The following is a 21,915-nucleotide window of genomic DNA, read 5'->3' on the forward strand; positions in this document are numbered from 1 at the left end:
CGCGAAGCGCCTTCTCCGGCCTACCGCATTACCTGATGGCGTCATAAATGGCGCGTTGGATCCTGTGCCACTTTTTATTATCCGCGCTGGGGTCGGCGCGCAAGCGCCGTTCCGCCTGCTCCATATCATACTGCTGGCGCTTCACCACCGCAGGCACGGTGCAAAATCGTTGCAGGTAGGCTTTGTGTTCACTGGTCATCGTCGCGCCGCCTGACATGGCGTGACCCAGCGTGTTGATGAACCGTCGACAGGGCTTGTTTTCGTCCATCCGGGAGGGATAGCGCAGCAGCAGCTGTAAAACGTCGTCGTGTCCGCGGGCAAACGCCGTCTCCGTCCAGGCAATCTGCCAGTTCATTCCGCCTTGTAAAAAAAGGCTGGTGACCCGCACATCGTTACGATCGATGGCCGCCCGAAGTGAAAACGCATCCCAGGTGATGCCCATCTGGCTGACCGTCTCCCGTGCAGAGGGCATTTCACGCTTGGGTTCGCTCTGCACGATAGCCACGCTTGGGGCTGGCGCTGGCGGCTGGGAGCTGACCAGCCACGCGCCGCCGCCGAGCATGGCGAAGACCATCACGCCGACGGCGCCCCACAGCACGCCGGAAATCAGCTGCTCGCGTTCTTCCGCCGTGCGCTGCGGCCGCTTGCGCGGTGGATCAATGGATTCGCCGATCTCCTGCGCGTCACCGCCTGCCTGATGGTCTTTATGCCGCGCATCGTCCCAGTATTGCGCCAGTTTTCCTTCTTCCACGATCATGAACGCCGTCGGGTTTACCCGCCCTCGTCCCTGTTCGTAAGCCCGCTGTACGGGGCGGACAATATGCTGAAATTGGCAGGCCAGTAGCGTCAGTTGCGCCGATGATAAGGGAACGCCGGCCAGTACGCTGTTACGCGCCTGCCGGCAGTCATCAAGAAACACGCGTAGTGTGAGGCGAGGTTCTACAAACAGCGTCAACACGGATGCATCGTTAAAGATCCCGGCATAATGGCGGCTAAAGGTTTTCTTATCGACCACCATTAGCGCCAGTTCGCTGAAGCGCATTCCGCTCAGCGGATCCTGCTTTTCACCCTGCTTAATCCAGCGTCTGAGCTTATCGGCGCCAAAGCTCTGTCTGAGATAGTTGTTGAGCTGACTCTTGTCCGGCCACATTTGCGCAATCAGGGCGATTAACGTCAGTTCAATCGCGCGCAGCTGGCGCTCGGCGCGCATCTGCTGGCTTGCATCGGTTTGCTCTATGTCTGTCTTGTAATTCAGCAACGGCTGATGCTGGCGCAGTCGTTCAAGGGCATTCACTACCCGCAGGGCGGCAATAAGCTGATTCTCGTTGACCTCTTGTCCACTGTCGTATTGCGGCACGCACTGCTGAAGGTGGCGAAGTTGCAGCGTCAACTGGCTCAGTTGCGCATCGTTAAGATGCAGCCGCCGGGCGACCGCGCTCCAGCCCCCCAGATTCAGTCGGGCCTGATCCAGTTGTTCAAGAAACCAGCGCGGATCTTTGCCTTCAGAAGCATGTACCCCCAACAACAGCAGGATTTCAACGGAAGCCTGGCGGATGATTCCCAGGCAGTGTTCAAACGTCGTGCGTGTGGTCTGTAAAACGCTAATCGTCATTCTCTTCCTTCACCAGAAAGTCCACCCCACCGGGAAATAAATTTTGCTTTAGTGCATTGTTTTAATTATTACTTTTTATAGATATAACATGTTTAAACATTAATACAGTGACCGCTGTGTGAACATCGAGAAATTTTCAGGAGTGTGCCCCGTGCCCGTGTTAACGACCGACCGCCTGACCTGTCGCCCCATCGTCTCCCACGACTGGCCCTTTTTTCTCGCGCTCCAGCGACACCCGTCGGTGATGCGTTACGTTGCTGACGCGCGCAGCGAAAAACAGATCCGTGACGCCTTTGACGCCCGCCTGCCGGCATGGCAGCCTGGCGCAGCGCACTGGCTGTGCCTGGTGGTGTGCGACACGGCGACGCAGACGCCGCTGGGCGTGACGGGGTATATTCAGCATGATGAAGGAAGCGCGGAAGTGGGGTTCCTGCTGGCAGCGGAGGCGCAGGGGAAAGGGTATGGCATGGAGTCCCTGCGCGCAGTCTGCGACTACGCCTTCACAACGGGCGGCTTACGCCGCCTGACGGCCTGCGTCACAGAAGGAAACCAGGCCTCGCGGCGCTTGCTGGAAAAAACAGGATTTGTACTGGAAGGCACGCTGCGGGAAAGCTACTGGCTCGAACAGCGCTGGCAAAATGACTGGCTGTTCGGTCTACTGAAGCGGGACTATTTCGCGACCAGCACATCTCTGGCCACGAAATAAAAAGCGATTCCCTTATGGCTGAAACAACAGCATGGCCGCCTGCGTACGGTTTTTCACGTCGAGGCGGCGATAAAGCGTTTCAAGATGCGCTTTAACCGTTCCGGTACTGATATTTAACGCGCGGCCAATTTCTTTATTTGATTCGCCCGCCGCAAGCATTGTTAAAATTTCTCGTTGTCGGCTACTTAATGCGTTTATATCGCGATATTCAGGTGATGGAGTTGTTAACAGTTCACTGGGTAAAAATAACATTCCCATCGCGACGCTATTTAAGGCAAGGGCGAATTTTTCGGCGACAGAATCACGCGGCACAATCGCCAGCACGTTATATTGCACCATTTCCTGAAGCCACTTTTTGCTGCAGTCTGTCACCGAAATCAAGGTCCTCACCTGCGGAAACCGCTGGACCAGAGTCTGTAATAACCAGCGGCAAAACTCGCCGTCAAGGTCGCCGTCCAGCATCAGCAGGGCGTCCGGGGTGTTTTCCAGCGTTTGCCAGAGTTCATCCGCCTGACTGACGCCCTGAATACTTACTCCTGGAATTCGCTGTTCTAAACTGATTTTCATTCCATGAATAAATATTGACTGCCTGTCAAACATGATGATGTTCATTACTCTCTCTCCACCGTTTTCCAAAATCGCATTAAGGAGTGAAAGGGTATTACCCGGGGGGTAAAATAAGAATTCGCCTTTTGGCGGGGGCCATTCTACCGATATCACGCACGGAGAGAAGAAAAAAAGACGAATAGTTACAGCTCAGCCCCATAAATTACACATTTGACGAAAATACCGACGCCAAATTAAGGATATCCTTATAAATTCGTGGTGAGGTAATGATTTATAATATTATTTATCAAAATATTATCGAAAGCGCGCAGAAAGGGAAAGAAGTGAAAAACCCGCAATATGTAACATAATAAAAATTCGCATTTTAAGTTAATTCAGCGGACTTTCGCCCGCTGAACCGCGGTTATAAAAACATACCGCCTGACACCTCAATACGCTGTGCGGTCATCCAGGCCAGATCGTCACTGAGCAACGCGGCAATAGCGTCACCGATGTCATCGGGTAGCCCTGCGCGGCCAAGCGTCGTTTGCGACGCGATCCACGCGTTCAGCGCCTGATTGTCCCGCACACGACCGCCGCCGAAATCCGTTTCAATTGCGCCGGGCGCGATAACATTAACGGAAATGCCCCGTTCGCCAAGTTCTTTCGCCTGATAGCGCGTCAGGACCTCCATTGCCCCTTTCATCGCAGCGTAGGCCGCGTAACCCGGCAGGGCAAAACGCGCCAGCCCGGTTGACACATTGAGAATGCGTCCGCCATTTTTCAGCAGCGGCAACAGATGCTGAGTCAGGAAAAAGGGGCCTTTAAAATGAATGCGCATCAGTTCGTCAAACATCGCTTCGGTCGTGTCGACATAAGGTGCATACACGCCAATACCGGCATTGTTCACTAAATAATCAAATGTCTCGCGATGCCAGTGTTGTTGAAGCTGTTCTTTTACCGTTTGCGCAAAGTCGGAAAAGCCGGATGTATCGGCGACGTTTAGCTGAATTGCCGCCGCTTTTCTGCCTTTTCCTTCAATTTCGGCGACAACATCCAGCGCCGCCTGCTGCTGGCTATTGTAGGTAATGAGGATATCCGTTCCTTTGTCCGCCAGCTTAAGCGCGGCGTTTTTACCCAGTCCACGGCTTGCGCCAGTCACCAATGCGATACGTTGCGTCATAAGAAACCTCATTTCTGCGCTTGTGAAGATTGAGACAAAGCTTATTAGGTGATAGAAAAACAATAAATGTCGCGAATTGCGCATGACTGTTTCATCCAGAACAACAATAGGTCAATCGAATGGATAAAATTCATGCAATGCAGTTATTCCTTCGCGTCGCGGAGCTGGAAAGCTTTTCGCGTGCCGCCGATACCCTGGGCCTACCTAAAGGTAGCGTATCGCGCCAGATCCAGGCACTGGAAAACCATCTCGGCACCCAGTTGCTGCACCGCACCACGCGTCGGGTTCAACTGACCCAGGACGGCATGGTCTACTACGAGCGGGCAAAAGATGTGCTGAGCAACCTCGATGAGCTGGACGGGTTGTTTCAACACGACCCGACCAGCATCAGCGGCAAGCTGCGGATCGATATGCCGGTAGGCGTCGCCAGGAATCTGGTGATCCCGCGCCTGCCCGCCTTTTTACAGCAGTATCCCGGCATTGAGCTGGAGCTGAGCAGCAGCGATCGACTGGTGGATCTGGTCCGCGAGGGGTTTGACTGCGTGGTGCGCGTCGGCACGCTTAAGGATTCCGGTTTGATCGCCCGTCCTCTCGGTAAGCTGACGGTGATCAACTGCGCCAGTCCGCAGTATCTGGAGCGTTTTGGTTACCCGGAAAGCGCCGACGATCTCGCCTCACATGCCGTGGTGCATTATTCGCTGAATCTCGGGACGCGCCCGCCCGGCTTTGAGATCGCCAGCGCCGGCAGCACACACTGGATAAAAACCGGCGGCACGCTGACGGTAAACAGCACCGAAACCTATCACGCCGCCTGTCTGGCGGGTCTGGGCATCATACAGGTGCCGCGGGTCGGCGTGCGGGAGGCATTACGCAGCGGCAGCCTGATCGAAATCCTGCCCCAGTACCGCGCCGCGCCGATGCCGGTGTCGCTACTTTATCCCCATCGGCGGAATCTTTCGCGGCGGGTCCATTTGTTTATGGAATGGTTATCCGGCGTTATGCGGGACTACGTGGACTGAGAAGCTATACTCTGTGCAGACATGAACAAAAGAAGGACGACCGACCTGATGACGCAGGATAACGACGTAAAACGCCCCACTCAGGAACTTGAACACCAGCCGATCCCAAAGGTCGACACGACTGAAGCCATTGAGACCCCGAAGCAGGAAAGCAGCAACCCGACGCTGAAAAAGTTGACCACCACGGTGGAACAGATCCAGCGCATTCCGATGATTGCGCATCTGATCCGCGCGACTGAGCGCTTTAACGACCGCCTGGGCAATCAGTTTGGCGCGGCCATCACCTACTTCTCGTTTCTGTCGATGATTCCGCTTCTGATGGTGTCGTTTGCCGCCGCCGGTTTTATCCTCGTCTCCCATCCCACGCTGTTGCAGGATATCTTTAATAAGATCCTGATGAACGTCAGCGACCCGACGCTGGCCGCCACGCTGAAAAGCACCATCAATACCGCGGTGCAGCAGCGTACCACCGTTGGCCTGGTGGGTCTGGCGGTGGCGCTCTATTCGGGGGTGAACTGGATGGGTAACCTGCGTGAGGCGATACGCGCGCAGTCGCGTGACGTGTGGGAACGCACGCCGCAGGATCAGGAAAAAATCTGGATAAAGTACCTGCGCGATTTTATCTCGCTCATCGGGCTGTTGGTCGCGCTGATTATTACGTTGTCGATAACTTCGGTTGCGGGTTCGGCGCAACAAATGATTATTTCGGCGCTGTATCTGGACAACATTGAATGGCTGAAACCGGCCTGGCGTCTGATTGGCCTGACGATCTCTATCTTCGCCAACTACCTGCTGTTCTTCTGGATTTTCTGGCGTCTGCCGCGCCATCGTCCGCGTAAAAAAGCGCTAATTCGCGGAACGTTTATTGCGGCGATTGGCTTTGAGGTGATCAAAATCATCATGACCTACACCCTGCCCGCGCTGGTGAAATCGCCGTCCGGCGCCGCATTTGGCTCGGTGCTGGGGCTGATGGCGTTCTTTTACTTTTTCGCCCGCCTGACGCTGTTTTGCGCCGCGTGGATCGCCACCGCCGAATACAAAGACGACCCGCGTATGCCGGGCAAAAGCCACCGCTAGAGGCGGTATCGACGTGCCGGATAGCGACTCGCTCATCCGGCCAGCTAAGGCCGGCCAGGCATGGACTTCCGCCAGCACTCATTGATTCAGCATATAAATCCAGGCCGTAACTTTTATTTAACCGAAAACCAGTTTTATCCACTAATTTTACAATTATGTGAAGCATTTCATGGACGTGAAATCTCAGGCGTAAAAATTATCCGCTTTTTGCCCATTTTTTAGCCATCCCACTACGTTGTTACAGATTGAAATGTCGCTTTTGCTGTGCGTAATATGGCCTTTCGTTCGCCAAAAAATAAGAAAATTGTATGCAAGCAACAGCCACCACACTCGACAATGAACAGGAACACACACCGGTCAACTCGCGTAATAAAGTCGTCGTCGCCTCACTCATTGGCACCGCCATTGAGTTCTTCGACTTCTACATTTACGCCACCGCCGCGGTGATTGTTTTCCCACATATCTTCTTCCCGCAGGGCGACCCGACAGCCGCCACGCTGCAGTCGCTCGCCACCTTCGCCATCGCCTTTGTCGCGCGTCCCATCGGCTCCGCGCTGTTTGGTCACTTTGGCGATCGGGTGGGGCGTAAAGTGACGCTGGTGGCGTCGCTGCTAACCATGGGGATTTCAACGGTTATCATCGGCCTGCTGCCAGGCTATGCCACCATTGGTATCTTCGCGCCGCTGCTGCTGGCGCTGGCGCGTTTTGGTCAGGGTCTGGGACTCGGCGGCGAATGGGGCGGCGCAGCGCTGCTGGCCACCGAAAACGCGCCGCCGCGCAAGCGCGCGTTGTACGGTTCGTTTCCGCAGTTGGGCGCGCCGATTGGCTTCTTCTTTGCCAACGGCACTTTCCTGCTGCTCTCCTGGCTGCTGACCGACGAGCAGTTTATGACCTGGGGCTGGCGCGTGCCGTTTATCTTCTCGGCAGTGCTGGTGATCATCGGCCTGTACGTTCGCGTGTCGCTGCATGAAACACCGGTCTTCGCCAAAGTCGCCGCAGCGAAAAAACAGGTCAAGATCCCGCTCGGCACGCTGTTGACTAAACATGTGCGCGTGACAATCCTCGGCACCTTTATCATGCTGGCGACCTACACGCTGTTTTATATTATGACTGTTTATTCAATGACCTACAGTACCGCAGCCGCTCCCGTTGGGCTGGGCATGCCGCGTAATGAGGTGCTGTGGATGCTGATGATGGCGGTCATTGGTTTCGGCGTAATGGTCCCCGTTGCAGGTCTGCTCGCGGATGCGTTTGGGCGTCGTAAGAGCATGGTGATTATTACCAGCCTGATCATCCTCTTTGCCCTGTTCGCGTTTAAACCGTTGCTCGGTTCCGGAAACCCGGTGCTGGTGTTTGCTTTTCTGCTGTTGGGGCTGAGCCTGATGGGGCTGACCTTTGGCCCGATGGGTGCGCTGCTGCCGGAGCTGTTCCCCACGGAAGTACGCTACACCGGCGCGTCGTTCTCCTATAACGTGTCGTCGATTCTTGGCGCGTCGGTGGCGCCGTATATCGCCGCATGGTTGCAGTCAAACTATGGGCTGGCCGCCGTGGGTCTTTATCTGGCATCAATGGCCGCGCTGACGCTGATTGCGCTGCTGTTAACGCACGAGACGCGTCATCAGTCGCTGTGAGTCATTGGCCGGATGCCGGCATCGTCTTATCCGGTCACCCTCCTGTGTGCCTTCCCGACAGCCCGGCAAGCATAGCGCCGCCGGGCAACGCGGCGAAGGACATTATTTCTTCATCTGGGTCAAAATCGTTCGGCACTGATTCGCCTCGCCTTCAGAGGGCGAAATCAGCGCTAACAGCGCAGCGGCTGGGGTGACCAAAGTCGCCAGCGCAGCGGCGACGGCCCCACGCGCGATCAGCGGCCCCGCCTTCACCCCGGCCTGCGGATTTTTGAAGGTGCCGCGCACGTACAGCGGCGAGCGCAGAGTAATAATGCGGATCCCTTTACTTTCCGGATCAATGGTTAAATCGAGTTGCTCAGACGCGAAGCTCGCCGTTCCGGTAATGTTGATCAGCGCATTCTCGGTATCAAAAGCGAAAATCTGCGGGCGCGCCACGCCGTTAACGATATCCAGATTGGCTGCCGCGCAGTTCACCCGTACCTCATCGTCGCCAAAAATCTGCCCGACAATGTAGTTACCGACGTTCAGCCCGACGATCTCCATCAGGTTGCGGCTGATTAAACCGTCGTTCATCAGCAGTTTCAGGTTGCCATTGCTGTTGCCAAGCAGCGCCGCTACGGAGTTCCCGGTGCCGCGAAACTCGGCGTCACCGTTCATCTCACCCAGCGTCTTCTGCATCAGTTCAACATCCGGCATCAGCTCTTTCAGTTTCAGACGGCGCGCCTGAATATCCGCCCGTCCGTGCATAGGCTTTTTATCACCTTCCAGATGGATGTTGGCGTTGATGCTGCCGCCTGCCAGGCCAAACTTCAGCGGCTGCAGACGCAGATCGGCGTTTTTCAGGATGATATGGGTAGAGAGATCGCTAATCGGCAGGCTGCTACCGTGCTCAATGCGCCGTCCTTTGAAGCGCACGTCGGCGTCCATGACGTCCCACTTATCGGTTTCAAAACGGTCATAGGGCAGCACTTTGTCCGCAGGCTGGACGCTTTTTTCACCCTTTTTCTGTTCTGAACGCCGGGTCTGTTCGGCTCCTTTGCCGGAATCGACGCCAATCAGCGGGCCTAAATCCGCCAGACGCAGTTGGCGAGACTCCAGATCCCCTTCCAGCTTCGGACGCGGTTTACCGGTGGTATAGGTGAGCGAGCCGTGAATGTCGCTGTCGCCAATCCGTCCGTTGAAGCCGCGGTAGTCATAGACCGAGGATTTTTCGCTGTCGATTTTCGCCACCAGACGGCCATCTGTTTCAAACGGCGGCGTATCCGGCAAGAGGACGCCGGTCAGGTCATACAGTTCCGCCAGCGAATCGCCGGAAAACGTAAGCTGTAAATCGACGCCGCCCATTTTCATCGGGTCGTTCACCACTCCGACAAACGCCACGCGGGTATTTCCGGAACGAAAATCAGCCTGCACCGGGAATGGCGCATCAGCGCTACGCAGCGCCAGCATACCGCCAATTTTCCCCGTCCCGCTGAGCGGTTCGCCGTTATAACGCCCTTTCGCCTTCAGGCCGAAAACGTAATCCTCAACGTTGGCGTTTTCATTTTTACCTTTGCTTCCCGTCACTTCGCTAAACGGCAGCGGCTTACCCAGCGGATCGACAAGGATCTCAATATCCGCCTTGCTGACGTTGTCATCAATGGCGATCCGCCCCTGATCGAAAAGGATGTTGTCGAGGCGGAAAGACCAGGAAGACGGCTTCGCGTTGGGATCTTTTTGTTCATCCCCGGCGAGATCAAACGTCCAGTTATTGTTTTTCTCCGTCAGACGAATCAGCCGCGCGTCGGGCTTCACCAGCTTGATCCACGGCAGCCACACGGTTTTCGTGAGCAATGCCAGCGGGGCAATCGTCGCTTCAACACGAGGCAGATGCACCATCGTCACTTCGGGGATATCCGGCGGGTTGCCAAGGATAATATCCTCGGCGTGGATGTGCGGCCACGGCACCCAGCTTCGCCAGCCGGTTTCCTGTTTCTGACGCTCCCACACCACGCCTAAATCGCCGCGAATGGCGAATGGACGGTTCAGTTCCGCAGAGACTTTCTGGTTGATGGTCGGTTTGAGTCGGTTCCAGTCAAATGTCGCGATCAGGACAATGAGCACGACGATCAACAACAAGAAAGTCCCTGTTACAGCGGCGGTAATTTTGCCTGCTCTGGTCATGTTCTGCTTCCTCACTTCTTCCCTTGCCTGTCCTAAAGATAGTCCAGCCAGGCGGATTTACCGGAAACAGCCTGATTTAATGCGACAAATTCACCTCATCCAGACAGGCAAAAGGTCGCGGACGAGAGAGGAAATAGCCCTGAGCGGCATACGCGGGCGAGCGCTGTACGTCTCGCCACTCTTCCTGCGTCTCGACACCTTCTACGATAACGCCACGGCAGTAGCGGTTCATCAGCTGTAGCAGTTGGGTGAAGAGGTTACGCCCTTCTGACGTCTGACGAAGCAACACAAACAGCTCGCGGGCTATCTTAATAAAATCGTAGCGCACTTCGCTGAGGGCGGAAAAGTTAGCCATCCCGGTGCCGAAGTCATCCAGCCACAGCGGTCCTGCCTCGCACATCGAGGCAAACGAAGCCTCTTTTGGCAGACGGATGTGTTCCACCAGCTCAAAGCGCAGCCAGGGCATACGCTCGATATTCTGAAGGATCTGCGGATACTCGCGCAGAGCGATTAAGGTCGGGCCATCAACGTTGACGGACGCCAGAAGCGCGTGACGCTGGAAAAAGTCTGCCTTTTGTTCAAGTAAGCAGAGCTGCTCTTTTATCACCTCAATACGCTGGCGTACCGCCACTTCGGCAAAATAACGGTCGGGCGCAATGCGTTGCGCGGGATTATCCGGATGCGTGACCACCGTCAGAAGCTCTACCGCCAACAGACGCCCGTTGGTCTGATAGATAGGCTGAAAAGTGTAAGCGCGCTCACACTGCAGCCAGTAGCGACGCTCCTGCAAGCATTCAGGGCTCGCTGCGGACGTGCTTAGCTGCTGGATAATCTGGTTTATCATCGCCGATGTCCCGTGATTAAGTGTGTGGCTGCCCGGACTCGTCAAGGGTTATCGGCCTTCGCGCGAAGAACTTTATGCTGCGTCACACGCAAAAACGACAACAGTCAGGAAAAAACAACGCAGAATACGGACTGGCTCAAAAAAATAATGGAACGTTGTTTTAATATGATTGACCACCAAACACCCACAGCGCACACTAACGTTAATTTTTCCAGGTAGGTTCACGACTATGTCCAAAAAGATTGCCGTGATTGGCGAATGCATGATCGAACTGTCACAGAAAGGCGCTGACGTTCAGCGCGGCTTCGGTGGCGATACGTTGAATACTTCCGTTTATATTGCCCGCCAGGTTGACGCTGCGGCGCTTTCCGTTCACTACGTCACGGCGCTGGGCACGGACAGTTTCAGCCAGCAGATGCTGGACGCATGGCACGGTGAAAACGTCGATACCTCGCTGACCCAGCGTATGGAAAACCGTCTGCCGGGGCTGTACTACATTGAGACCGACAGCAGCGGCGAACGCACGTTTTACTACTGGCGCAACGAGGCCGCGGCGAAATTCTGGCTCGAGAGCGAGCAGTCTGCGACGATCTGTGAAGAACTGGCGACGTTTGATTATCTCTACCTGAGCGGCATTAGCCTGGCGATCCTCAGCCCGGGCAGCCGTGAAAAGCTGTTGTCCCTGCTGCGCGAGTGCCGCGCTAACGGCGGCAAAGTCATTTTCGACAACAACTACCGTCCGCGTCTGTGGGCAAGCAAAGAAGAAACGCAGCAGGTGTATCAGCAGATGCTCGACTGCACCAATATCGCCTTCCTGACGCTGGATGACGAAGACGCGCTGTGGGGCGTCAAACCCGTAGAAGAAGTGATTGCGCGGACGCACGCCGCGGGCGTAGAGGAAGTGGTGGTGAAACGCGGGGCAGATTCCTGCCTGGTGTCTGTTGCGGGACAAGATCTGATTGACGTCCCGGCGGTAAAACTGCCGAAAGAGAACGTCATTGACACCACCGCCGCAGGGGACTCGTTCAGCGCAGGATATCTGGCCATTCGCCTGACCGGTGGCGATACCGTAGCGGCTGCGAAGCGCGGACACCTGACCGCCAGCACGGTAATACAGCATCGCGGGGCGATTATCCCGCGCGACGCAATGCCGCAGTAAGCCATTCACCGTTGCCCGGTAGCATTACGCTTACCGGGCCAACAGAATTGCAGGTTACTGCGCGGCCGGAATATCCGTGACTTCCGGATGCGCATCATCCGTTTCAACCGTCGCTGCCGCCGTGCTCACCGGGGCCATAATCTGATCCCACGTGGCCTGCAGTTCCTTCATGTTAAATTCCGGTTCTCCCTTCGGCTGCAGCAGAATCAAAGCCATCTCCTGGGACAGTTGCTGACGCAGGCTTTGGTTCATCATCTCCACGGTCAGACCATTAAGAAAGTCCTGACGCAGACGCTGATACTGCTCCGGCGCGATATCCACCACCTGATTTTGCAGCGAACGCAAGCGCTGGCTGATTAAAATGTCAGTATCAGTGCGGGCATAGGTGGCAAAAAGCTTTTGTAGCTCCAGATTCTTCTGCGCCACCAGCGCGTTGAACTCGTCTTCCGGCAAACCGTTATCGCGCACTTTCGCCAGTTCGCGCGCCACGGTGCCTAAATTGGCGTTGAGCTTATCGTTCGGCGATTCAATATTGATGGCGCACTGAGCGCGCAGAAACAGCACGCGGCAGTCAAAGCCGAGGCCGATATCTTTAGCATTGTTCTTACTCAGCGCCTGCTGTACGTGCCAGAACAGCGCCTCACGCGCCAGATCCGCGCGCCAGTAGCGCAGCAGCGCGGATGACTCGCGAATCGGCTGCCACGGTGTATCCCACATGACTGACAAACGATCCTGGCGCACGGCGTCGGTCATGATGCTCACCGCCTCAGCGCGCAGCGGCGACAGCGTCGGCACTGGCGCAGGCGTTTCGCGTTTGCCCTTCAGTTCGCCAAACGTTTTGTTGATTTGCTCAGCTACCGTCCGCGCGTCGACGTTACCGACAATAATCAGCGTCATCGCGTCCGGGGTATACCATTTCTGGTAAAAATCGTGAATTTTCGCCGCATCGATCGGCTTCTTCAGCGGTTCAGCGGGATCGTGACCCAGCAGCGCGGAGCCTTTCAGCCGGTAGCGCCACCAGCCTTCTTTGGTATCGACCGGCAGCGTAGTGACCATATCTTCGCTATTGATCGCATGGTTCACCGTTTCCGGGGTGATCGCCAGTTTGCCCATCGTATTCGCCAGATAGGTCAGCGACTCTTTCAGCAGATCGTTACGGTTGTTGGGCAGGCTGAGATTGTATTGCGTGGAGTCATAGGAGACGGTAACGGGCGGCATCGGACGCTTGGGGTCGAAACCCTGTTGCCAAAGCGAACGCGCCTGGGTGGCGTCCAGTCCGCCGCTCTGGGTTAATGCAATACGAGGAATAATATGACTGAAACCGCTCTGTTGCGTACTTTCAGTGAGCGAACCGGTATTTACCAGCAGGCGGACCTCAATGCGGTCGCTGGGGCGCTGCGGGGTGGCTAACACTTGCCACTGTAATCCATTCGCCAGCGTCCCCTGTTGCCATGCCGGGTCAGGCTGGAGCGCATCTGCCTGCACATAGCCGGCAGTGGCCATCATCAGCAAACCGCCCGCTATAAGTCGAATTTTTGTGCCCTGCATGTGAACCCCTGATCAACAATCCTGGTAATAAAAAGACAGCCCTGCGAAGGCCAGTCTGAATATGACGTAAAAACACTTCGTGTTAGACCGCAAGAACATGGAAATGTCACGGCAGAAGTGAAATAAACCCAATGCCTTCATGTTGAAGGATTAAGGTGCAGGGGTCAATTATGCGCAGGAGCCCGCAGCCCCACAAGGGACTGCGGTCATAAGTCGTGAGATTATGAGGATATTTCGTTCGTTTTGCCGTCCGGCGCACGATTATTCAGGACATCGTCGAGCTTTTGGGAATCCAACTCTTTCACCCATTTCGCCACCACGACCGTCGCCACGCCATTGCCAACCAGGTTAGTCAGCGCACGGGCTTCCGACATAAAGCGGTCGATACCGAGGATAAGCGCCAGGCCCGCCACCGGCAGATGGCCTACCGCAGAGATGGTCGCCGCCAGCACGATGAAGCCGCTTCCGGTTACCCCCGCCGCGCCTTTAGAGGAGAGCAGCAGCACGACCAGCAACGTGATCTGATGGAAGATATCCATATGGCTGTTGGTCGCCTGGGCGATAAACACCGCCGCCATCGTCAGGTATATCGACGTCCCGTCAAGGTTGAAGGAATACCCGGTGGGGATAACCAGCCCAACCACCGACTTGCGGCAGCCCAGCTTCTCCATCTTATCGAGCATACGCGGCAGCGCGGACTCAGAAGAGGAGGTACCCAGCACGATCAGCAGCTCTTCGCGGATATAGCGGATAAACTTGAAAATGCTGAAGCCCGTCGCCCGCGCGATAGAACCCAGTACCAGCACCACAAACAGGATACAGGTGATGTAGAAGCAGATAATAAGCTGCCCCAGTTGCACCAGCGTCCCGACGCCATATTTACCGATAGTGAAGGCCATTGCGCCGAACGCGCCGATAGGCGCCAGGCGCATGATCATATTGATAATGCCGAAAATGACCTGCGAGAAACTTTCAATGACGTTGAAAATCAGCTGGCCTTTGCTGCCCAGGCGATGCAGGGCAAAGCCAAACAGCACCGCAAACAGCAGCACCTGCAGGATGTTACCACTGGCAAACGCGCCAATGACGCTGCCCGGAATCACATCCATCAGGAAGGCGACAATGCCCTGATCTTTCGCCTGCTCGGCGTAAACCGCCACCGCCTGCGCATCGAGAGTCGCGGGATCAACGTTCATCCCGGCTCCTGGCTGCACGACGTTAACGATAATCAGACCAATGATCAGCGCAATCGTACTGACGATCTCAAAGTAAAGCAGCGCTACCGCACCGGTGCGGCCAACGGCCTTCATGCTTTCCATGCCTGCAATGCCGGTCACGACAGTACAGAAGATGACAGGAGCGATGATCATCTTTATCAGCTTGACGAACGCGTCGCCAAGCGGCTTCATTTGTGCGCCTAATTCAGGGTAGTAATGGCCAAGGAGAATACCAATGGCAATTGCTGTCAGGACCTGAAAATAAAGGCTTTTGAACAGAGAGGTTTTCATAGGGTGTCCTTGAAGTAAAAACCACAGGTCTTGTAAGGTTATGATTAACCTGCGGCCTTAAAATAACACCCGGACAACACGACAGAAATGCACCTGGATCATAATTGAAACAAAAATGTTAAAAACTTTGAACTGGCTCGCATAAGCCGGGCCTTTTTAAAGTTTTGTAATTACGTCACTTGTGCGTGAGATACTGTTCCTGGAAGGTTTCAGCCGTCACGGCATGGGCAAAAAGATAGCCCTGAGCGATATCCACACCGGCTTGCGCCAGCCAGTCGCGCTGCGCCTCGTTCTCAACGCCCTCGGCGATCGTTTGCAGATTCAGGCTGCGCGCCAGCTGAATAATCGCCGTGATCATGCTGTTATCTTCCGGCAGACCGTCGACAAACATTTTGTCGATTTTCAGTACGTCTACCGGCAGCGACTTCATGTGCTGGAGCTGACGCAACCCCGCGTAACCCATACCAAAATCATCCAGCGCAATGCGCACGCCAGCGTTTCGCAATGGTCGTAATATCGCCACCGCGGCGTGCGGGTCGTCGATACGGCGGCTTTCGGTCACTTCCAGAATCAGCGTACCCGGCTGGATGCGATAACGGGCCAGCAGCTCAAGCATGTCCGACACCATGGTCGGGTGCATCAGTTGCAGCGCCGACAGGTTGACCGACAGCGGCATGGCCATTCCGCGTTCCTGCCAGGCGGCAAGCAGACGGCAAGACTCCTCCAGCACCCAGCGCCCCACGGTGACCATCAGGCCGCAGGACTCGATGCGCTCAATCAGCCCTTCCGGTAACGCCCAGCTTCCGTCCGGTTGCTGCAAACGCAATAGCGCTTCCGCGCTCACCACCTTGTCGCTGGCAATCGCCACCTGCGGCTGTAGCCAGAGCGCAAACTGGTGGTTTTCCATCGCGGTAAGAATGTCGCTCTCTTCGGTCAGCCTTTTTTGCGCCTGCGCCATTTGTTCAGGGTCGAAGAACTGAATCTGGTTTTTGCCTTTCCGACGGGCGGTAAACGCCGCCGAAACGGCACGAACGTAGAGCTGCTCGGCGCTGAGGTCGCCATAAAACATCGCCACGCCAATGCTGCAACTCGGGCGTAGCTGGATCCCCTGGACCGGCAACCGCTCATTAATAATAGTGAGCACTTGCTGACCTAACGTGATGGCGTGCCACGGCTCTTTCACGCCGTGAGCGACAATCGCAAAGTCGTAGCCGCTGATCTGGGCCAGCACCATTCGCGGGGAAATCACCGATTTCAGTTTTTCCACCAGCGTGAGCAGCAGGATTTCCCGCTGCGCCTCTTTCAGCACGCCTGCGGTATCACGCAGCGTTTCGCAGGTGACGATCATCAACGCGGTGGTCTGCTGTCGCGCCACCACTTGCTCCAGCAACCCCATCAGAAAGGCTTTGTTGGGCAGCTCGGAAACCGGAAAACGCATCGCGTTCCCCGTCAACTCTTCGCTGTGGCGTTTAAGCATCTGTTGATTAAGGTTATAACTGCGCACCAGCATCCCGATCTCATCGTCATGGTGCAGACGCGGCAGCGCCAGCTGATGCCCGATAAGATCCTGTTGCGGAATATCGTTCAGCTCGCGGGCGATTTTGCGCAACGGGTGCAGAATAAGGCGGTTTACGCACCAGCTAATCGCCACGGTCAGCATGAGTGACAAAAGTAAGTAAATAGTCACTAACGTGGAGAGGGTGCTCATGACGAACTTATACATACGGAACGAATCCGCCTGTAGCACCAGATAGGCCAGCGGCTGTGGGTTCGCCGGACGCTCGAGCGAATAGACGGGCAGGGAAATTTGCACCGGTAATTCAAAAAGTCGGGTGACCATGACCGGCACCGGGCGTTCAGGAATGAAGCTCATGCGCAGCGCCTGAAACTGATTTGGCAGCACGACATCGGCGCGCTGAACCACCCCAGCCGGTTTTATGCTGGCGAGAATCGCCTCCGCGCCGGGGAGATCCGCCTTTAATATGGCGGCAGACAAGGGTTCACGAACGGAGCGGGCGATACTTTCCAGTTGCGTAGCCGTGTTATAGCGGTTCTGCTGAACCAGATGGAATAGCAAAACGGTGCAAAAAATAAAAACGAACACCATGACAACGGCCGCGACCATTGCCATCTGCTTAATTGTTAACGAGCGACTCACGCGCAATATTGTCTCCCCCGGATATCCCAAATTGCCGCCCGAGTATACCCGATTGCAGCGGCATTAAGAGAGGCCGTATCTGAAAAGGACTTTTCTGAGTTCAGGTCGTCGGATGGCGGCGTTGTCTTATCTGGCTTTCACGCCAGCGCAGCGCCATCCGACCCTGGCGATTACCAGTCGGCGTAAGGCACCAGCGGCTGCGGCGGTAAATCCATATCGCCCTGCCAGCCTGCGGCGGAATAACGCACGTAAAGAAGGAAATGGCTTGGGGTGTAATCTTTCGCCTGCTGGATATCGATAGCGGTGCCGACAAACCAGTTGGAGGTGACACGCCGCTCCACCAGCGCCCGGGCGGTATAACCAAAGCCCTGGCTGCTGCCGCCATCATTGGTCTGATCGCGCGCCGCCTCCTGGTAATCCGCCGGAATGAGGTTCGTCAACGGATAACGCGGCATCGTTTTCGTGCGTGAATGCGACCACGACACGGAACCGCCCAGCTCCCAGGACCAGTTTTCCGTACGCTGACGCCACATTACCGGCACCGCAAACGACACATATTCCTGCGGACTGTAGTAACCACCGTGACCGAGCGAATAGCCGCTGAGGTCTTTGTCGTAGTGCCAGATCATGTTGTTCAGACCGACAGTGACGCGGCGGTTATTCTCGTTAATCACCTTGTAGTAGTACCCGGTCATCCAGCGCACGCGCCAGTTGTCCGCCACGTTTTTCCCTGTTAACTGGTCGCCGCTGAGCGAAGCCCAGACGCCATTCGCTTCCCCTTTGTCGTAACTGAGGCTGATGCCGCCGCCGTCGGCGCGTACGCCGCCCCATTTTTTACCGGTGTTAATCGCATCGCTGTCGCCGTTATGGCTCTGCGCGTCTTTCTGGCCGCCAAACGCCAGCAGCGAACTGGAAATGGGACGACGATGCGCGTTAAGCGTATACCCTAACGGCCCGATATCGCTGCTGTAGCTGACGCCGCCAACCACATCAACCACGTTGAAGCCCATTGGCGTGGTGCCGATGTCCCAGCGCCAGGTGTCGTTTGCCCAGCCCACCGCCACGCTCGCCCCGGCGTCCGACTGGCTGCGGTTGCCGCTACAGTCTTCCAGCGTACAGGTGCCCCAGTTGTTGTCATAACGCCCGTCGGCATCGGTTGCGAAGCTGCCGACATTCATATTGACCAGGTCGGTGCGAAAGAACATACGCCCATCGGACCAGGGCGCATCAACGTGCAGCATGGTGGTGTGCGCTTTCAGATCGGAATAACCGCCGGTACCGCTCGATCCCCAGTAATCGTGTTCGAGGGTTACGTTCAAATCTTGCTGACGATACAGATCCGCCGCGTCGCTGCGCACGCCGCGCTTCAGCCAGTCGTCTGTTTCATCGTTGCGGGTCAGACGGGTAAAAGTGTCGTCATCCTGCGGACGCGTCGGGGTGACGCCAGAGGCGACCATGGCATCTTTATACGTTTCCAGCGCTTGCTGCGGCTCGCCGCTCTGGGCCTGAAACCTGGCGGCATCACGTAGCACCATCGCGCTTTCCATCGACGGCGGCTGCGATTTCGCCTGCGGAATCAGGCTATCGAATGTCTGTCTGGCCGCCACGGTATCGCCCAGTTGCATCTGCGCCAGCGCCACCCGACGTTGCATATTCATTGAAGACCCGTTGGTCGTCGGCAGTGCCGCCAGTCGCGCCCGCGCGGCCGCGTTGTCGCCCTGAGCGATGTCGTTCTCCGCCAGCCCAAGCAGCGCGTCAACGTTATCCGGTTCGCGCGCCAGCACGCCGCTGTAATATCCGCGCGCGGCCGTAGCGTCCCGGCGCTGCTGCGCCCAGTCGGCGAGGGTTAAGTCGATACGGGTAGAAGCAGGCTGCTGACGTAGCAGCGCTTCGGCTTCACGCTCCTTGCCGCTTTCGCGCAGACGGTTAGCGGTTTCCAATACCTGGTTGCTTTGCAGCCTGTCGGCCAGTTCCTGAATATTTGGGTTCCACTGGCTGCGCGGCAGCGCGTTGATATGCGCCAGCGCCGCGCGGTCCCGATCGGCGCCGGACAGGTACAGCCCGTAAGCATAGACCTGCTCGGGATCGCCAGGTTTCTGACGCGCCAGCGCGTGCATCTGCGCGTCGGCCTGGCTACGCTGACCGGCCTGCCACAGATCGCGCGACAGACGGTAGGTTATCCAGACGCTGCCCGGATCCAGCGCCAGACGACGCCGGTGCAGCTCCGCCGCCTGCGCCCAGTTGCCCTGGCTCTCCAGCGTTTCAGCCTGTTGCGCCAGACGATCGTTTTCCAGCCCGCGTTCAATGTCATCAATACTGCGGCGCTGGCTGGCGGAAAGCGTGGCGATAAAAGCGCTGGCTCGCTCCGGCGACTGCTCGCGATAGAGGTTCGCCAGGCCGCGCACGGCGTTGGTGTTGCCGCTGTCCATACGCAGCGTCTGCTGATAGTAACGCTCGGCAGCCGGGTAGTTTTTACGTGCCATTGCCGCGTCGCCCAGCCCCAGCACCGCGTAGCTATCGCTATTGTCGATGCGTCTTGCCTGTTGATAAAACCGTTCGGCCTGGTCGATATCATTCGCCTTCAGCGCGGCGTCGCCCTGCTGGATCGCCAGCCAGTAGCTGTTCACCTTCAGCAGGCTTTCCCATTTGTCGCGGCTCGGGCTTTGCGGATCCATCGCCAGCGCTTTTTTAAACTGCGCCACCGCGCTGGCGCGATCGCCGCGCTGTGAATACGCCTGACCCAGCGCGCCAACGGCTTCGCTGTCGTTTTGATTCGCTTTCACCGCCTGCTGCAGCCCGGCAACCGCTTTGCCGCCCTGCCCGGCCTCTACCGCCGCCAGCCCCTGCGCACGGGCGCGGAACGTCGGATCGGCAAGCTGTTGTTGCTGTTCGTTCAGCTTACTGCGCGCCGCCGTCACGCTGTCCCCTTCACTAAACACGGTGAGGTACTTTTGCAACGCTTTTACGCTGGCGTCGCTGACCGGCAAATCTTTTATCTGGGCGTACCAGAGCGTTGCCGCCGCGTTGCGTCCGGCGCTGGATTTCGCCATTTGTTCCAGTACGACAAAACCTTCAGCCGGACGGTCGTTATCGAACAGCAGTTGCGCCAGGGTATTCTGCAACCCGGTATTGCCGGGGCTGCGGGCGTTGATCGCCTTAAGCTGGTTGATCGCCTGACCGCGTCTGGCAGGCACTTTCGCCACCGTACTCCAGTACTCCACCTCCAGCTCGCCTTCCGGCGGCGCGCCTTTGAATAACTTATCGTAAGCGGCGATGGCCTCTTCCGCATGTCCGGTCGTCGCCTGTAACCGCGCTTCCTGCAGCGCCTGGCGGCCATCCGGCGTCGCCAGCAGTTGGGTGGTGCGCGACGATTTATACGCCGCCGAATTGGGCGCGATCTCAGCAAGCCTGTCGAGCTGCTTTTGAGCGCCGTCGTTGTCGCCCTGACGCAGCATATAGCGGAAACGGGCAGCAATAACGTCAGGGTTATTCGGGTCGATCAGCTCCAGCCGGTAGAGCGACTGACGCACCAGGTCTTCGCGGTGCGTGGCCTCGCCCAGCCGAACCTGGTCGAGTAACAATTGTTGCGCCGACGGCGCGGCTTCCGCGAAGGGCATCAGCGCAATACCGAGCGATACCCCAAGAAAACTTAGTGTGAACTTGCGCATTCCTGGCCCCAGTCAGGTAGTAACTCACCTTTGACGGTGAAGCGATAACGATGCTGGTCCCACCCTTGTCCGAAGAGGGTCAGCACGTAGCTGTAATAGGCATCGCTGCCAGGAAAGTGGTCTGCAACGCGCTGTCGCTGCACCGCTTGTGCGTCGCGGTTTTGCAGGAAAGGCAGTAAAGAAGCGGAAAAGCCTACCGGGCCGTTGCCCTGCGCCTTGCCGCTGGCGACATCCACTTTCTCCGGCGGAACGCCGTTTTGGGTTGTCAGGGTAGCCATCGGTTTGAATTTAGTGAGCAGCCGCGCTTTCTGCGGGTCGCCGTCATGCATCATCCCGGCCCACAGATAGACGCGAATGGCGTCGTAGCTGCTGACCAGCGTTTTTTCTGGTTTTAACTGCCAGCCTTTGTTTTTCTCGTAACGCACCCAGTCCGGCGAAAAGCCTTTCGGCGCGGTTTCTAACAGCAGCCGCTGATTCGTCTCCCGCAGGGTGGTCCACGGCGCGCCGAAACGGGTAAAGTACTGCGCCAGCTGCGGCGGCAGATAACTCGGGTTGAAGCGCCAGCGGGTTTCTTCGGCAAAACCGATTTTGCCCGGCAGCAACATCGACCCCAGCCCTGGCACCGTCACCACTTCTTCAGTGGCAATCCGCTTCAGCAGCGCTTTACCGATATCGGTGTATCGCGGCTCCTGCCATAAACGCCCGGCTTCCAGCAGCGACCAGGCGATCCAGATATCGCCGTCAGAAGCTGAATTGCTGTCCAGCACTTCCCAGGTCGCTGGATCTTTTTGTCCCCACAGCCAGGCGGGCAGATGCGCTTTCAGCGAGCCTTGCGCCAGGTTGTTTTCGGTCCATGCCAAAAGCGTATCAAACGCCGGACGATCGTTAGCCGCGAGGGCAAAGAACATGGCGTAGCTTTGCCCTTCCGAGGTGGTGATTTTCCGCGCGTCGCTCGGATCAATCACCCGGCCCTCCTTGCTGATGTAATCCTTTTTGAACTGATCCCAGGCGGGCCAATGACAGGCCGCCTGAACGGTCAGGGCGGCCAACATCAGGACAACAGCGATTCCACTACGCAGCGCGTTCATCATGC

Annotated in this window: 15 protein-coding genes; 5 read left to right on the plus strand and 10 right to left on the minus strand. The window is 56.8% G+C overall.

What is annotated here, in order from left to right:
• Positions 1-28: 28 nt before the first annotated feature.
• On the minus strand, positions 29-1,612 hold the full coding sequence (locus APU02_RS13005; RefSeq protein ID WP_060570211.1) for an STY4199 family HEPN domain-containing protein: 1,584 nt from the start codon (positions 1,610-1,612) through the stop codon (positions 29-31).
• A gap of 151 nt (positions 1,613-1,763) precedes the next feature.
• Here APU02_RS13005 and APU02_RS13010 point away from each other — a divergent pair, with 151 nt between their 5' ends.
• Entirely contained in the window at positions 1,764-2,318 is a 555-nt protein-coding gene (locus APU02_RS13010; RefSeq protein WP_060570212.1) for a GNAT family protein, read from the plus strand.
• Between the two features lie 12 nt (positions 2,319-2,330).
• Here APU02_RS13010 and APU02_RS13015 read toward each other — a convergent pair whose 3' ends face one another.
• Positions 2,331-2,930: a response regulator transcription factor gene (locus tag APU02_RS13015; protein ID WP_042286718.1), complete on the minus strand. Its 600-nt coding sequence runs from the start codon at positions 2,928-2,930 to the stop codon at positions 2,331-2,333.
• A 358-nt stretch (positions 2,931-3,288) separates the two neighbouring features.
• Positions 3,289-4,047 (minus strand): SDR family oxidoreductase, encoded by a 759-nt coding sequence (locus APU02_RS13020; RefSeq protein ID WP_060570213.1) that lies wholly within the window; start codon positions 4,045-4,047, stop codon positions 3,289-3,291.
• Between the two features lie 119 nt (positions 4,048-4,166).
• Between APU02_RS13020 and APU02_RS13025 the strand changes: the two genes are divergently transcribed.
• The 3 genes from APU02_RS13025 to APU02_RS13035 all read left to right on the plus strand — a co-directional run bounded on the left by APU02_RS13025 (position 4,167) and on the right by APU02_RS13035 (position 7,774).
• Positions 4,167-5,066, plus strand: a complete 900-nt coding sequence (locus tag APU02_RS13025; protein ID WP_060570214.1) for a LysR family transcriptional regulator — start codon at positions 4,167-4,169, stop codon at positions 5,064-5,066.
• 48 nt (positions 5,067-5,114) lie between these two features.
• Positions 5,115-6,143, plus strand: a complete 1,029-nt coding sequence (gene yhjD, locus APU02_RS13030) for an inner membrane protein YhjD (RefSeq protein WP_042286727.1) — start codon at positions 5,115-5,117, stop codon at positions 6,141-6,143.
• Between the two features lie 308 nt (positions 6,144-6,451).
• Positions 6,452-7,774: an MFS transporter gene (locus tag APU02_RS13035; protein ID WP_060570215.1), complete on the plus strand. Its 1,323-nt coding sequence runs from the start codon at positions 6,452-6,454 to the stop codon at positions 7,772-7,774.
• 102 nt (positions 7,775-7,876) lie between these two features.
• On the opposite strand, the gene APU02_RS13040 is transcribed toward APU02_RS13035, so the two are convergent.
• A complete protein-coding gene (locus APU02_RS13040) occupies positions 7,877-9,937 on the minus strand; it encodes an AsmA family protein (protein ID WP_060570216.1) in 2,061 nt (686 codons plus the stop codon).
• Positions 9,938-10,013: 76 nt separating this feature from the next.
• The gene (pdeH, locus tag APU02_RS13045) at positions 10,014-10,781 is read right to left on the minus strand and encodes a cyclic-guanylate-specific phosphodiesterase (protein WP_042286736.1); all 768 of its coding nucleotides are present in this window, start codon (positions 10,779-10,781) and stop codon (positions 10,014-10,016) included.
• A 229-nt stretch (positions 10,782-11,010) separates the two neighbouring features.
• Here pdeH and APU02_RS13050 point away from each other — a divergent pair, with 229 nt between their 5' ends.
• Complete coding sequence (locus APU02_RS13050; protein WP_060570217.1) at positions 11,011-11,940, plus strand: sugar kinase; 930 nt, start codon at positions 11,011-11,013, stop codon at positions 11,938-11,940.
• 54 nt (positions 11,941-11,994) lie between these two features.
• Here the strand turns inward: APU02_RS13050 and APU02_RS13055 are convergent, their stop codons facing one another.
• The 5 genes from APU02_RS13055 to bcsZ form a co-directional block, all read right to left on the minus strand.
• Positions 11,995-13,488, minus strand: a complete 1,494-nt coding sequence (locus tag APU02_RS13055; protein WP_060570218.1) for a pitrilysin family protein — start codon at positions 13,486-13,488, stop codon at positions 11,995-11,997.
• A 221-nt stretch (positions 13,489-13,709) separates the two neighbouring features.
• A complete protein-coding gene (gene dctA / locus APU02_RS13060; protein ID WP_042286745.1) occupies positions 13,710-14,996 on the minus strand; it encodes a C4-dicarboxylate transporter DctC in 1,287 nt (428 codons plus the stop codon).
• Positions 14,997-15,171: 175 nt separating this feature from the next.
• Positions 15,172-17,160, minus strand: a complete 1,989-nt coding sequence (gene hmsP / locus APU02_RS13065; protein WP_060570219.1) for a biofilm formation regulator HmsP — start codon at positions 17,158-17,160, stop codon at positions 15,172-15,174.
• A gap of 164 nt (positions 17,161-17,324) precedes the next feature.
• Positions 17,325-20,822 (minus strand): cellulose synthase complex outer membrane protein BcsC, encoded by a 3,498-nt coding sequence (gene bcsC / locus APU02_RS13070; protein ID WP_060570220.1) that lies wholly within the window; start codon positions 20,820-20,822, stop codon positions 17,325-17,327.
• The gene (gene bcsZ / locus APU02_RS13075) at positions 20,804-21,910 is read right to left on the minus strand and encodes a cellulose synthase complex periplasmic endoglucanase BcsZ (RefSeq protein ID WP_060570296.1); all 1,107 of its coding nucleotides are present in this window, start codon (positions 21,908-21,910) and stop codon (positions 20,804-20,806) included. Before bcsZ ends, bcsC begins: the two co-directional genes overlap by 19 nt.
• Positions 21,911-21,915: the final 5 nt, after the last annotated feature.

Origin of the sequence: Citrobacter sp. 50677481 (assembly GCF_001463265.1) — a bacterium.
Lineage (GTDB): Bacteria > Pseudomonadota > Gammaproteobacteria > Enterobacterales > Enterobacteriaceae > Citrobacter_A > Citrobacter_A sedlakii.

What these genes read in the sequence shown, in the direction of transcription:
- APU02_RS13005 (WP_060570211.1), bottom strand. Translation starts at nt 1,612, where the DNA reads ATGACGATTAGCGTTTTACAGACCACACGCACGACGTTTGAACACTGC.
- APU02_RS13015 (WP_042286718.1), bottom strand. Translation starts at nt 2,930, where the DNA reads ATGAACATCATCATGTTTGACAGGCAGTCAATATTTATTCATGGAATG.
- APU02_RS13020 (WP_060570213.1), bottom strand. Translation starts at nt 4,047, where the DNA reads ATGACGCAACGTATCGCATTGGTGACTGGCGCAAGCCGTGGACTGGGT.
- APU02_RS13025 (WP_060570214.1), top strand. Translation starts at nt 4,167, where the DNA reads ATGGATAAAATTCATGCAATGCAGTTATTCCTTCGCGTCGCGGAGCTG.
- yhjD (WP_042286727.1), top strand. Translation starts at nt 5,115, where the DNA reads ATGACGCAGGATAACGACGTAAAACGCCCCACTCAGGAACTTGAACAC.
- APU02_RS13035 (WP_060570215.1), top strand. Translation starts at nt 6,452, where the DNA reads ATGCAAGCAACAGCCACCACACTCGACAATGAACAGGAACACACACCG.
- APU02_RS13040 (WP_060570216.1), bottom strand. Translation starts at nt 9,937, where the DNA reads ATGACCAGAGCAGGCAAAATTACCGCCGCTGTAACAGGGACTTTCTTG.
- pdeH (WP_042286736.1), bottom strand. Translation starts at nt 10,781, where the DNA reads ATGATAAACCAGATTATCCAGCAGCTAAGCACGTCCGCAGCGAGCCCT.
- APU02_RS13050 (WP_060570217.1), top strand. Translation starts at nt 11,011, where the DNA reads ATGTCCAAAAAGATTGCCGTGATTGGCGAATGCATGATCGAACTGTCA.
- APU02_RS13055 (WP_060570218.1), bottom strand. Translation starts at nt 13,488, where the DNA reads ATGCAGGGCACAAAAATTCGACTTATAGCGGGCGGTTTGCTGATGATG.
- dctA (WP_042286745.1), bottom strand. Translation starts at nt 14,996, where the DNA reads ATGAAAACCTCTCTGTTCAAAAGCCTTTATTTTCAGGTCCTGACAGCA.
- bcsC (WP_060570220.1), bottom strand. Translation starts at nt 20,822, where the DNA reads ATGCGCAAGTTCACACTAAGTTTTCTTGGGGTATCGCTCGGTATTGCG.
- bcsZ (WP_060570296.1), bottom strand. Translation starts at nt 21,910, where the DNA reads ATGAACGCGCTGCGTAGTGGAATCGCTGTTGTCCTGATGTTGGCCGCC.